Origin of the sequence: Pseudomonas sp. NPDC096950 (assembly GCF_044762525.1) — a bacterium.
Classification (GTDB): Bacteria; Pseudomonadota; Gammaproteobacteria; order Pseudomonadales; family Pseudomonadaceae; genus Aquipseudomonas.
In genome coordinates, this window is record NZ_JBIWEL010000004.1 from 276,407 (window position 1) to 289,945 (window position 13,539).

A 13,539-nucleotide genomic window follows, 5' to 3' on the forward strand; every position below is an offset into this window, starting at 1 on the left:
GGGCTTGCTCGCGAAAGCGGTGGGTCAGTTGACATAAATGCTGACTGACACGACGCCTTCGCGAGCAAGCCCGCTCCCACAGGGGGAATTCTATCGACCGGAAAACCGCAACCTCGACAACTCCCGCAAATCCCCCGCCACATAATAATCATTGGTCCAACGGTCATCCGCCGCCAACGGCGAGACCTCTTTCAATGCCAGTTTCTTCGCAAAATACCGAAACCGGTAATGCTCATAAAACCGCAGCAATTCCAACCCATACCGATCCGCCAGATTGGTATCGCCCCGAATGATCAGGTAATTCTCATCATTGCCATTGCTGGCCGCCGCACTCAGGTTGTGGCTGCCGCTGATGATGGTCGGCGTATCGGTGGTGAAGTCGGTGACGATGGCTTTAGTGTGCACCAGCAAGTTGCCCTTCTGGCCTTTCATGTTTTCCTTGAGCCAGCCTTCCAGCCCGGTGTTGAGCAGCGCCGTGGCGGCGAATTCGGCGGTGCGGTCGGCGTGAAAACCGGTGATGCGGCTGACGGTGTTTTGCAGGCCGTAGCGCAGGATGTCGTCGTGGGGCTGGCCGAGCAAGGCGTTGAGGATGTCGTTGGGCAAAGCAAACGCCGTAACGAACAGGATGTCCTTTTTCGCGCCGTTGATGATCTCGACAAATTCGTGCAAGTCGCCCTGGCCGGTACGCGGTGAGAACCCGGCGAACAGCGGTTGCGCCGGGTCCATGGGATTGTTCTTGGTCAGCCAGGTGCGCGTCGCACCGACGTCCGCCGGGTTCGCCCACACCTCCTCGAAAGTCTGCAAGTAACTGGCGCCGACCCGCGCATCGTCCAGCACATGCACCACGTTGGCCTGGCGGTAGACGCCGTTGGGCGTGAAGTTGGTGCTGCCGCAAAGCACCGCTTGCGGCCGATGCTCCCCGCCCTCCAGTTTGCTCAGGACGATGAATTTGTCGTGAAAGATGTTGTGAGTGACCCGCCCGCGCTTGTTCGCCGCCGGGATTTTTTCCAGGCTGGCCTCATTCAGGGTGGTGTCTTCGTCATTCGGTTGCGCGTGATACAGCACCCGCACCTTGACCCCACGGGCGAACGCGGCGTTCACCGCATCGACGATCGACTCTAATTGGTATTCGTAGATGGCGATGTCCAGCGCCCATTGGTCGTCCACGGCGCGTTGGATAAACCCGAGCAAACGTCCGAGCAGACCGTTTTCCAGCCATTGCTGCGCCGCGATCGGCCAGGCCTCGATGGGCAAGCCTTTGTTGGCGCTGATCTGCGCATCGAGGTCGGGAAACTTGCGCTGGAACGCCTGACTCGCCGCCACTGCGCGGTTGAAGATCACGCTCTGGTTGTGCGGCAGACCATCGTCGGACGTGATGGTCAGTTCCAGAAACTCACCCAGTTGCGGCGCATCGGGTGTGCCGTAAGCCAGGTGAACGCGGTAATGCAGGGTCGTCCCCGGATTGACCGCGTAATCGGCCCAGCGAAATTTCTGCAGCGGCGCGATATCGCTCGGGGTGGCGTGGTATTGCGGGAAGGTGTGAACCTTGCCGGGGAACGTCAGGCTGTTGAACAGAAACAGCCAGGGTTTAGTACCTGACTGTTTTTCGATGGCAAAACCCAGCAAGCCTTTGCGGCGGGACTCGGCCAGGTCCATGGCCAACAGCACGCCGTTGGTGCCGGCGTAGGCTTTGACGCGGAAATCGTCCTGAGGGTTGGCGGCTAGAACGCGCATGGGTCACTCCTGTGAATGGCTGGCTTGCTGAGCATAGGGCAGTGATGCGAATTTGCCTTGATGATCTAAAACCGCATCGCTGCAGTCGCGAGCAAGCCTGCTCCCACCTTGATCCGGGGTGGTGTCAGAGGGAGATGTCCAGCCGGGCGATCTTGCCCTGTTCGTTCAGGCGAAAGGTGTAGCGCAGTTCCAGCGGACTACCGGGAAATGTCCCGGAAATCAGGTTGTGCACCAGCACCTTGCCGGTGCGCAGTTGCACGTCGAGCACCTCGACCTGTGGCTGGTAGCGTTGCGCGGTGTCCTGCATCCATTGGGCGATAGCCTGGGTGCCGACCTGATGTTCGCCTTCATCGAAGACGTTGGCATCCTCAGCGAAAAAACTGGCAACCCGCGAGGTGTCACGGGCGTTGGCGGCGGCGATGTAATCGGCGATGGCCGGTGCCAGTGAAGAGGCTGGATTAGACATGGTGAAGGCTCCTTGTTGTTTGATTCTGGAGCCATGTTATGACAGCGCTGTGTCAATTCTTGTCAGGAGTGAATCGGCCGTTTTCGTCCAGTTGCATCTGCTTGCGCCAGGTGCGCAGCAAATCGCTGCGACGCCCCGGATAACGGTCGCCCTGCTCGCTGGCAGCGGAGATCCGGTCGGTGCGAAAGGTCCGGTAGGCACTGCGTAACTCGCACCAGGCAACGATGATCCGCACCTCGTTGAGAAACCCCAGGGCCAGCGGCCAGATCAGGCGTTGGGTCGGCACCTGATTGGCATCCGCATAATCAATGTGCAGCTTGGCCTGGTTGCGAATCGCCTGGCGAAACACATTCAACGGCACGGCGTTTTGCGCGAAGCCGAATCCCGGCGGGCCGGGCAAGACTGTCGGGTTGTGCAAGGCGTCCAGCGCCTCGGGCGCCAACACTGCCGCGATCTTCGCCAGCGCATCCGCCGCCGCTTTGCTCAGCACCTCATCCCCACGCTGATCGACATAACGCAAACCGAGCACGATGGCCTCGGTTTCGTCGGCGTTGAGCATCAATGGCGGTAGGAACAGACCGCTACGCAACACGTAGCCAATCCCCGCCTCGCCATAAATCGGCGCGCCGAGGGCCGTGAGTTCCGCGATGTCGCGGTACAGCGTGCGTTCGGAAATCTCCAGTTCGCTGGCCAGGGTCGCGGCGGTCGCCGGGCGGCTTTTACCCCGCAGCACTTGGAGCAAGGTCAGTAATCGAGTGGTTCGCGACACGATCGGCACTCAGTGCGGAAAAGTGCTCGCAGCTTAACAAAGGCTGCTGTCAGAAACTGGCAGGAGTAAAACCGCCGATGGTCACTCCCTGAAAAAGCGTCTTGACGTCGGATATTACTCGCATCATATTAAATACATGTCGCCTAACATTTATATTTAACCCAAGCGTATTTCCTCAGGAGTCATCCCATGCATTACAAAGTTTTCGGTCGCAAAACCGGCCTGCGGGTTTCGGAACTGGCGTTGGGAGCCGGCAACTTCGGCACCGGTTGGGGCCACGGCGCCGAGCGCGATGAAGCCAAGCGGATTTTCGACGGCTACCTGGAGGCCGGCGGCAACTTCATCGACACCGCCAACGGTTATCAGAATGGCCAGTCCGAGGTGATGCTCAGCGAATTCATCGCAGCGGAACGGGATCGCCTGGTCATCGCCACCAAATACACGATGGGGACGGATCGGGTGGCCGGCATTTCCTTCACCGGCAATAACCGCAAGAACATGGTGCGCTCCGTGGAAGAGAGCCTGAAACGGCTTAAAACCGATCACATTGATCTGTTCTGGGCGCACATCACCGACGGCGTCACGCCGATGGAAGAAATCCTCCGTGGCTTTGACGACCTGGTGCGCGCCGGCAAGATCCACTACGCCGGGCTGTCGAACTTCCCGGCCTGGCGCATCGCTCGCGCTGATGTGCTGGCCGAAGTGCGCGGCTTCTCGCCGATTGCCGCGATCCAGACCGAATACAGCCTGGCCGAACGCACCGCTGAACGTGAATTGCTGCCGATGGCCGAAGCCCTCGGCTTGGCCGCAACCTTGTGGTCACCGCTGGGCGGCGGCTTTCTCACCGGTAAATACCGCACCAACGACGAAAACAACCGCGCGGCCAAACTCGGCATGCTGATCCACGCCGAGAAAAGCGCCCGGGAAACCGCCCTGCTCGATACCTTGCTGGCGGTCGCAGCAGAACTGGAATCGACTCCTACGCATGTGGCGATTGCCTGGTTGCGGGAGAAAGCCAAGCGTTCGACTACAGCGCTGATTCCGATCCTGGGGTCGCGGACCCGTGAGCAACTGGATGCGACGCTGGGAGCGTTGGAGGTGGCGTTGAGTGATGAGCAACTGGCGCGGCTGGATGGTTCCAGCGCTGTGGAAGTGGGTGTGCCACACGCGATGATTGCCGGGTCGGCGGCGCGGTATACCGGGGTTGAAACCCTGGATTTGCCGAAGATTCCGGTGGCCTGATCAGCCATACATAAAACAAATGTGGGAGCGGGCTTGCTCGCGAAGGCGTCGTGTCAGTCGATATCAGTATTGACTGAACTACCGCTTTCGCGAGCAAGCCCGCTCCCACATTTTTGAACCGCGTACTACCGGTCGACTTTGTGCTTCGCCGCATACAGGCACAACATTTCCATCGCCAACGTTGCCGCGGCCAGTGACGTTATGTCCGCGCTGTCATAGGCCGGCGCCACTTCCACCACGTCCATTCCCACCAGGTTGATCCCGCGCAAACCGCCAAGGATTTCCAGCGCCTGCACCGTGCTCAAACCGCCGCACACCGGGGTTCCGGTGCCCGGAGCGAACGCAGGGTCCAGGCAATCGATATCAAACGTCAGGTACACCGGGTTATCGCCAACCCGCGCCCGAATCGCTTCGACAATCGCCTCGCAACCCTGGCGATGCACCTGCCGCGCGTCGAGCACCTGAAACCCCAAGTGATCGTCGTTGGTGGTGCGCAAGCCGATCTGCACCGAACGCGACGGATCCACCAGCCCCTCCTTCGCCGCGTGCCAGAACATCGTGCCGTGGTCGACGCGCTTACCCTCCTCGTCCGGCCACGTGTCGCTGTGGGCGTCGAAGTGGACCAGCGACAACGCGCCATGTTTGCGCGCATGGGCCTTGAGCAGCGGATAGGTGATGAAGTGATCGCCACCGAACGTGAGCATCGCGCTGCCGGCATTCAGAATGTGCTCGGCGTGGGCTTCGATGCTTTCCGGCACCGACTGCGGCGTGCCGTAGTCGAAGTCGCAATCGCCGTAATCAATCACCGCCAAGTGATCGAACGGGTCGAAGGTCCACGGCCAGTGGCGTTCCCAGGCAATCCCGGTGGACGCCGCACGAATCCCGCGCGGTCCGAAACGCGCGCCGGGGCGGTTGCTGGTAGCGGTGTCGAACGGCACGCCGCTGACGGCCACATCGACCCCGCGCAAGTCGCGGCTGTAGCGCCGGCGCATGAAACTGGTGATACCGGCGTAGGTGCTTTCGGCGGCAGTCCCGTAGAGGCTGTCGCGGGTCATGGCCTGATCGTTTTGCACAGGGACATCCATGGTGAGTTCCTTATTATTGGCGGCTACGGAAAGTGGTCCAGAGACGGGTGCGCTGACGCATGTCCTTGAGGCTCATGCTGCGATCGGCATACAAACGGTCGCGAACGTCGGCCAGCGGGTAGATATCCGGATCGGTGCGCACGGCTTCATCCACCAGCGGCGTCGCCGCGGTGTTGGCCGTGGCGAAAAACAGCGTGTTGGTCAGCGCGGCGACGGACTCGGGGCGCAGCATGAATTCAATGAACTGGCGGGCGGCTTCGGGGTGCGGCGCATCCTTGGGGATCGCCAGGTTGTCCTGCCACACCAGCGTGCCTTCCTTGGGAATTCGGTAGGCCACCTCGTAAGGCTTGTTGGCCTTGCGCGCCTGATCAGCGGCCATGCTCGCGTCACCGTTGTAGGTCAGGGCCAGGCACACGCTGCCGTTGGCCAGGTCATTGATCTGCCGACCACTGGCGACGTACAGCACATTCGGCTGAAGCTGATGCAGCAACGCCTCGGCGGCTGACAGATCCTTCTGATCGGTGCTGTAGGGATCTTTACCGAGATAGTGCAGCGCCAGTCCAATCACTTCCTGCGGTGAATCGATGATCGCAATCCCGCAGTCTTTCAACTTGCTGGCGTACTCGGGCTTGAACAGCAGGTCCAGACTGTTGAGCGGTACGCCGGGCAAGCGTTGTTTCACCGCTTCGACATTCATCCCAAGGCCCAACGTGCCCCAGGTGTACGGCACGCCGTATCGATTGCCGGGATCGACCGCCGCGAGTTTTTCCAGCAAGTCCGGGTCGAGGTTGGCGTAGCCCTTCAGTCCTTCGTGGGGAATCGCCTTCAGCGCACCCGCCGCCAAACCACGGGCCAGGACGCTGGAGGACGGCACCACCACGTCATAACCGCTGCCGCCGGTGAGCAATTTGGTTTCCAGCACTTCCGACGCATCGAAGGTGTCGTAGCGCACGTGAATACCGGTTTCCTGCTCGAACTTCTGCAGGGTTTCGGGCGCCACGTAGTCGGCCCAACTGTAGAGGTTGACGACTTTTTCCTCAGCCTGGGCGGACACGGCCATGGCGAGTAACAGCGCGGGAAAACACAGCTTAAAGAGAGGAGCCATGACAAACACCTGACCAGTTGGAGTGGTTGCAGCGTGCGCCCTCGGATACATTGGTGAAATATCAAGTTTGTTAACCTGACTTTATCCAGGAGTAATGTGATGCTCGGCCAACTCCACGATCTGGACCTGCAATTGCTCCGGCTGTTTGTCAGCGTGGTCGAGTGCGGCGGCTTCAGCGCTGCCCAGGGTGAATTGGGTTTGAGTCAGTCGAGCATTAGCCAGCAAATGGCCAAGCTGGAAACCCGGCTCGGTTATCGTTTATGCAGTCGCGGCAAGGGCGGTTTTCGCATCACGCCCAAGGGCGAGCAACTGTTGATCGCCATCCGTGGCCTGTTTGAATCCATCGAAACCTTTCGTCATCAATCCAACGGCGTCGCCGGACGTTTGATTGGCGAGGTGCGTTTGGGGTTGTCCGAAGCCCTCGATCAGTCGGTGCTGCAACGGGTGGCGGACGCGATCCGGCGCTTTCGCGAGCGGGATGAATCGGTGCGCATCGAGTTGATCAGCGCCATGCCGGGGGAAATGGAACGGCTGATGCTGCAACAGCGGCTGGACCTGGCGATCGGCTATTTCTCACAGGTGCAAAGCGCTTTTGACTACCGGGAGTTGTTCAGCGAAACCCAGCATTTATATTGCGCGCCGGGGCATCCGCTGTTCAGCGATGAGGCGCCGGATGATCGGGCGTTGCAGGCGAGCGACCGGGTGGATCATCCGTATCGGTTTTTGCGCAGTGATGAGCCGTTTCAGGGCAAGTTGTGTTCGGCGCGCTCGGAACAGGTCGAAGGCACCCTGGCCTTTATTCTGTCCGGGAAACATGTGGGTTATCTGCCGAGCCACTTCGCCCGTAGCTGGGAGGACAAAGGGTTGCTGCGGGCGGTGCGTGTAGGAGAAATGAGTTTTGACGTGGGATTTCACCTGGCCCGGCACCGGGCGCAAGTGCCGGGGGATGCGCAGAAGGCATTTGAAGAGGATTTGCTGGCGGCGTTTGTTTGAGCACACCACAAATCTGCTGTGGGAGCGGGCTTGCTCGCGAAAAGGCCGTGTCAGTCGATAGAGATGTCGACTGGCACACCGCCTTCGCGAGCAAGCCCGCTCCCACAGGGATTTGTGTCAGGTTGCCTGATCGTTCCCATGCTCCGCGTGGGAATGCAGCCAGGGGCGCTCCGCGTCCCAAGAGCGGACGCAGAGCGTCCAGTGAGGTATTCCCACGCAGAGCGTGGGAACGATCATGAACAGGGGGTTCCCCCATGGATTTGTGTCAGGTTGTAAGTTTTCTGGCATCCTGCGCCTCCATTTTCTGACCTGGCCCCTGGCGCTTTCCTCGTGACCCCATCTGAACACGCAAAACCCCAGCCCCGCTCCGACCTGATCTACGGCCTCAACGACCGCCCTCACCTGACCGCCACGGTGTTCGCTGCGCTGCAACATGTGCTGGCCAGTTTCGTCGGCATCATCACCCCGACCCTGATCATGGGCGGCGCGCTGGGGCTGCAAAGCGAAATCCCGTACCTGATCAGCATGGCGTTGTTTGTTTCCGGCCTGGGCACGTTCGTTCAGGCGCGGCGCTTCGGGCCGGTGGGTTCCGGGTTGCTGTGCCTGCAGGGCACCAGTTTTTCCTTTATCAGCGTGATCCTCAGCGCCGGGTTCATGGTCAAGGCCCGGGGTGGCGGCACCGATGAGATTTTGTCGACGATCTTCGGCGTGTGCTTTTTCGCCGCGTTTATCGAAGTGGTGTTGAGCCAGTTCATCGGCAAACTGCGGATGCTGATCACGCCTGTGGTCACCGGGACGATCATCACGCTGATGGGCCTGTCGTTGATCAAAGTCGCGATGACCGACATCGCCGGCGGCTTCGGCGTGGCGGACCTCGGCGCCAGCCATCATCTGCTGTTGGCCGCGTTGGTCTTGGGCACCATCGTCGTGCTGAACCGCGTCGATGTGCCGTTCCTGCGCCTCGGCGCGATCGTGATTGGCCTGACCATCGGTTATGTCGTCGCCTGGCTGATGGGCGATGTCAATTTCGCCAGTCTGCCCGCCGTGCCGCTGGTGAGCGTGCCGGTGCCGTTCAAGTACGGCTTCAACTTCGATTGGGTGGCGTTTGTGCCGGTGGCGGTGATTTTCCTGGTGTCGCCGCTGGAAGCTGCGGGCGACCTGACGGCCAACTCGATGATTTCCAGACAACCGGTCAAAGGCCCGATCTACATTCGCCGGATCAAGTCCGGCCTACTCGCCGATGGCCTCAACTCGGCCATGGCCGCCGTGTTCAACAGCATGCCGATGGTGACCTTCGCGCAGAACAACGGCGTGATTCAGCTCACCGGCGTGGCCAGTCGTTACGTGGCGTTCTTTATTGCAGGCCTGTTGGTGCTACTGGGACTGTTCCCGATGATCGGCGCGGTGCTGCAACTGATGCCAAAACCGGTGCTCGGCGGTGCGGAGCTGGTGATGTTCGGCACCGTCGCGGTGGCGGGGATCAAGATCCTCGCCGAAGCCGGCCTGCATCGACGCAACATGCTGATCGTGTCGATTTCCCTGGGCATGGGCCTCGGGATCGCGGCGGTGCCGGAAGTGTTGCGCGAGTTGCCGCTGGCGCTGCACAACATTTTCGAATCGCCGATCACCGTCGGCGCGCTGTGCGCGATCATCCTCAACGTGTTCCTGCCCGAGGAATTCATGGAGCTGGAAGAGGATGATTTCGACCCGGAAGCCTCGATCCTGCAAGTCATGGAAAACCCGCCCGCCAGCGAATCGGCTCCAAGCCTGAACCGCTGAAAGGACCGTGCTACATTCGATGCGACTCCGTCTGGCACAAGGTTGACCGCACGTTGAACAAGAAAACCGGTATCCGGGCCGCCCAGGCCCAGCAGACCCGCACACGGATCCTCGAAGCGGCGGTGAAAGTGTTCACCCGCGACGGCTATTCCGGGGGGCGGGTCGAGAGTATTTCCCGGGAAGCCGAATCCAACGACCGCATGCTCTATTACTACTTCGGCAGTAAAGAGCAGCTGTTTATCTGCGTGCTGGAACACACTTACGAGCAGTTCAACAAAGCCGAAAGCCGCCTCAAACTGGACCTGAGCCAGCCGTTGGTGGCGTTGCAGGATTTGGTGGCGTTCGTCTGGCATTACTACGTCAAGCACCCGGAATTCGTCGCGATCCTGAGCAATGAGAATTTGCACAACGGCAAGCATGCGCAGCAGTCCAGCGAGTTGCGGCGGTTGTCTGGCGAGGCGGTCGGGGTGCTAAAGCCGATCATCGAGGCGGGTCAGGCCCAGGGCTTGTTTCGCGAGGTGCTGGACATCAAGCATGTGTATTTGATGATTGCCTCGCTTTGTTATTTCTATAACTCCAACCGGCATACCCTCAGTTCGTTCCTCGGCGAGGATTTGGCGGACAAGGGGCAGCAGCAGGATTGGTTGGGGTTTATTCAGGATTTGGTGGTGCGCGGGGTGATGAGGTTGCCCGAGCCGGATTTGCGGTGATTGGGCCGGCCCCTTCGCGAGCAAGCCCGCTCCCACAGGGGAATGCATTCCAAGTGTGGGAGCGGGCTTGCTCGCGAAGCTCTTAATGACTCCCCGGATTAGCCCTGAGATACGCGACCTTCTGTTCCAACCCTTCCCACCCCGGCGCATTCCCCGCAAACCGGCTCCTCAAATACGCCGCCAATTCCGCCACTTGAGTATTCGACAAACTGTCCTTGAACGCCGGCATATAACCCAGATCCTTGGTCGCCGGGGTATCGATACCCTGCAAGATCACCTTGATCAGATTGTCCGGCAGATCACTGTGCACATTGGTGTTGGTCGCCAGCGACGGGCTCACGCCAAACAGCTTTGGTCCCAGGCCATCGGCATGACAGGCCTTGCACGAACCTTCGAACACTCGCTGGCCATTGCTCAACGACAAACCGGGCGCCGGTCGCGTGGCTTTCTCCACCACTTGCGCTTCCGCCCGCGCACCATTGAGTGACGCCAGGTACACCGCCATCGCGCGGATATCCGCCGTAGGCAGTTTCGCCAACTCGCTGACCACCGGCCCCATCGGCCCGGTTGCCACGCCATGTTCGGCGGAATAACCGGTGCTCAGGTACCCGAACAACTGATCCTCGGTCCAGGGCGTCGGCGACTTGGACAACCCGTTCAGCGCTGGCGCCTCCCAGCCATCAACCATCCCGCCCGCGAGGAACGACGCACCACCCTTCTCCGCTCCCATCACATTGCGCGGCGAATGGCACGCCGCACAGTGGCCCAAACCGTTGACCAGATACGCGCCGCGATTCCACTGCTCACTGCGCTCCGGTTGCACGCTGATTTCGCCCTTGCGCAGAAACAACGCATTCCACCCCGCCATCAATGGCCGCAGGTTGAACGGGAAGCGCATGTCGTTGACTTTCGCCGCTTGGCTGACCGGCGCTTGCGACATCAGGTAGGCGTACAACGCCTGCATGTCCGCATCGTTGATGTTGCGAAACGCCGTGTAAGGAAATGCCGGATACAGGTTGCGCCCGTCGCGACCGATGCCGTCGCGCATCGCCCGTTCGAACGCCGGATAGGACCAACTGCCAATCCCGGTTTTCACGTCCGGGGTGATGTTGCTGCTGTACAGCGTGCCGAACGGCGTCTGCATCGCCAGGCCACCGGCATTGGTCGCGCCACCGGGCGCGGTGTGGCACACCGCGCAATCGCCGACCGCCGCCAGCAAGCGCCCGCGTTCCAGGGTCGCGGCTGACCAGGTGCCGGCACTCGGCGGGGCAATCGGCGCGATTTCACCGTGGAATGGCCACGCCGTCGCGGCCATGCCGAGCACCGCGCCGAATGCGGCAAACAGTGAACCAAACAGCCATTTCGAACGCTTGCTCGGGGACTTCGGCGGTTCATCGCAGGTGCCGGCATTCAGCGCGGCCAGGACCCGTTCCGGGGTGATCGGCAGTTCGCGGAAACGAATCCCGGTGGCGTCGTAGATCGCATTGGCAATCGCCGCCGCGCTGGGCACCGAAGCCGATTCACCAGCGCCCATCGGCGGTTGGTCCTGGCGCGGCATCATCAGCACGTCGATCTGCGGCACTTCCGGAAAGGTCAGGATCGGGTAACCGCCCCACTCCTTGCTCGCCACCGTGGATTCTTCGAACGTCACGCGCTCCTTGAGCACGCGGCTGGTGGATTGGATAACGTTGCCGTGAATCTGATGCTGCACGCCCGCCGGGTTGATCATCATCCCCGAGTCATGGCCGATCACCACCCGCGTGACCGACACATCGCCGGTCGTGCGGTCAATCGCCACGTCCGCCACCCACGCCGCCCACGCCGCACCGAAACCGGGGAATTTGCTGTGGATGTAGCGCGCGTAGGCAAAGCCGCGACCGCGCAACAGTTGATCGTCGTTCGGGGTTTGCATCGGCTTGGTGCGTGGGGTCCAGGCTGCGCGTTCGGCGGTGGATTTCACCAGGTCGATGGCGCGCTCGTCGTGCAGATAGCGCAAACGGTATTCCACCGGATCGACGCCCGCCGCAAAGGCCAGCTCATCGATGTACGACTCGTGGGCAAAAGTGTTCGGTAGCGCTGACACCCCGCGCATCCACGAGGCGCGGACAATCGGCGCCATGTCGTTGATGGTCACGCGCATATGTTCAAAGTCATACGGCGGGATCGAGGTGCGGTCGCCCATTTCGAACATCGTCGCCACCGGCTCGACCCGCCTGGTCAGCAGCAAGGCCAGGGTCGGCGCGCCGTTGGACGGGTAACTGGTCTGGAAGTCATACGCGGCGACGCTGCCATCGGCGTTCAAGCCGCCATCGACGTCCATCAGTTGCGCGGTGCCCTTGGGTTCCCACAGATGTTCCTGTTCGCGAGTCAGTTGCACCCGCACCGGTTTGCCCACGGCGCGGGACAACAGCAACGCATCGGCGCACACGTCGTCCGCACAGTTGCGCCCGTAACAGCCGGACGCTTCCATACGAATGATCTCGATGGCTTCTTCTTCGCACTCCAGCAGCCAGGCGAGATCGGCGCGCAGCAAATGCGGATTCTGGCTGCCGGACCACACGCGAGAGCCCGACGGTTGATAGTCCGCTACTCCGCAGGACGGGCCAATCGAACCGTGCATCTGATACGGCCACATATAAGTGCGTGGCATGCGCTGACTGGCGTTGGCCAGGGCTTCGTCGACACTGCCCTGATCGAGCACCACCCGTTGCACGCGGGGGTTGTCGCGGATGGCCTGCTCGACATTGTTCAGATCCGGCAGCCCTTGGTTCCAGGCTTTCCAGGTGATTTTCAACGCCTGGGCAGCCTTGATCGCCTGTTCTTCGCGCAGCGCGACGACGCCGACGAAATCGCGGATCACCACCACGGCGACGATCCCGGCGATATGCGCAATGGAGGACTCATCGACTTCCAGCAGGCTGTTGCCGACAAAGTCGCCGCAATCCAGCCCTGCATACGGCGGACGAATCACCCGGCCGTGGAGCATGTCCGGCACGCGCATGTCGTGGACGTAGGTCAGTTCGCCGGTGGCTTTGGCCGGGATGTCCACCCGTGCGGCGCCCTTGCCCACCAGTCGATAGTCGGCGGCGGGTTTCAGTGGTGCGGTGCCGGAGATGCGCAGTTCAACGTGTTCACCGTTGACCAGCTCGGCATAAGTCGCGGTTCGACCGTCGGGCGTGAGAATCACGCCCGCTTCGATTTTCAGAAGTTCGGGTTGCACAGCCCACCGCTCAGCCGCCGTTTCCAGCAGATAGCGCCGCGCTTCGGCAGCTGCATTGCGCAGCGGAATCGCGGAAATCTGCAGCGTCGCACTGGCAATCGTCGCGCCCTGATTCGGCGCGCGCTCGGTGTCGCCGAGCACCATGCACACTTGCTCCAATTGAAGGTCGAGTTCTTCGGCCACGATCTGCGCCAATGAGGTGCGGATGCCGGTGCCGAGGTCAACGTGACCGTTGAACGCGTACACGCGCCCGTCGTCGCTGATGGCAATGAACAGCCCCAATTCCTTGGGCTTGATCAGCGGCGTACCGCCCTTCGCCACCGGGCCGGATGGCGGCAGGATGTCGTCGACGATCAGCAGCACGCCGGTCTTGGCCAGCAGTTGGTCGCGGGTCGGGATGGAGGGCGGGATGGAGTCAGTCATGGTCATTGATCCA

General features: G+C 61.2%; 10 protein-coding genes. 4 read left to right on the plus strand and 6 right to left on the minus strand.

Translation table 11 applies throughout. From position 1 onward, the window contains the following. Positions 1–90: 90 nt before the first annotated feature. From ACIQY3_RS09940 to ACIQY3_RS09950, 3 genes are all read right to left on the minus strand, one after another. Positions 91–1,734 (minus strand): phospholipase D-like domain-containing protein, encoded by a 1,644-nt coding sequence (locus tag ACIQY3_RS09940; RefSeq protein ID WP_403018963.1) that lies wholly within the window; start codon positions 1,732–1,734, stop codon positions 91–93. 124 nt (positions 1,735–1,858) lie between these two features. Then, entirely contained in the window at positions 1,859–2,200 is a 342-nt protein-coding gene (locus ACIQY3_RS09945; RefSeq protein ID WP_403018964.1) for a nuclear transport factor 2 family protein, read from the minus strand. 52 nt (positions 2,201–2,252) lie between these two features. Further along, positions 2,253–2,969, minus strand: a complete 717-nt coding sequence (locus tag ACIQY3_RS09950; protein ID WP_403018965.1) for a helix-turn-helix transcriptional regulator — start codon at positions 2,967–2,969, stop codon at positions 2,253–2,255. 189 nt (positions 2,970–3,158) lie between these two features. On the opposite strand from ACIQY3_RS09950, the gene ACIQY3_RS09955 reads away from it, so the two are divergent. Further along, positions 3,159–4,211, plus strand: coding sequence for an aldo/keto reductase (locus tag ACIQY3_RS09955; protein ID WP_054614866.1), 1,053 nt, complete (start codon positions 3,159–3,161; stop codon positions 4,209–4,211). Between the two features lie 125 nt (positions 4,212–4,336). On the opposite strand, the gene speB is transcribed toward ACIQY3_RS09955, so the two are convergent. Continuing rightward, entirely contained in the window at positions 4,337–5,296 is a 960-nt protein-coding gene (speB, locus tag ACIQY3_RS09960; RefSeq protein ID WP_403018966.1) for an agmatinase, read from the minus strand. A gap of 13 nt (positions 5,297–5,309) precedes the next feature. After that, positions 5,310–6,401, minus strand: a complete 1,092-nt coding sequence (locus tag ACIQY3_RS09965; RefSeq protein ID WP_403018968.1) for a polyamine ABC transporter substrate-binding protein — start codon at positions 6,399–6,401, stop codon at positions 5,310–5,312. A gap of 99 nt (positions 6,402–6,500) precedes the next feature. On the opposite strand from ACIQY3_RS09965, the gene ACIQY3_RS09970 reads away from it, so the two are divergent. The 3 genes from ACIQY3_RS09970 (at position 6,501) to ACIQY3_RS09980 (ending at position 9,883) form a co-directional block, all read left to right on the plus strand. Then, entirely contained in the window at positions 6,501–7,394 is an 894-nt protein-coding gene (locus tag ACIQY3_RS09970) for a LysR family transcriptional regulator (protein WP_403018970.1), read from the plus strand. Positions 7,395–7,724: 330 nt separating this feature from the next. Then, entirely contained in the window at positions 7,725–9,173 is a 1,449-nt protein-coding gene (locus ACIQY3_RS09975) for a nucleobase:cation symporter-2 family protein (RefSeq protein WP_403018972.1), read from the plus strand. A gap of 53 nt (positions 9,174–9,226) precedes the next feature. Beyond that, the gene (locus tag ACIQY3_RS09980) at positions 9,227–9,883 is read left to right on the plus strand and encodes a TetR family transcriptional regulator (RefSeq protein ID WP_403018974.1); all 657 of its coding nucleotides are present in this window, start codon (positions 9,227–9,229) and stop codon (positions 9,881–9,883) included. Between the two features lie 82 nt (positions 9,884–9,965). Here ACIQY3_RS09980 and ACIQY3_RS09985 read toward each other — a convergent pair whose 3' ends face one another. Beyond that, positions 9,966–13,532: a molybdopterin cofactor-binding domain-containing protein gene (locus ACIQY3_RS09985; protein WP_403018976.1), complete on the minus strand. Its 3,567-nt coding sequence runs from the start codon at positions 13,530–13,532 to the stop codon at positions 9,966–9,968. Positions 13,533–13,539: the final 7 nt, after the last annotated feature.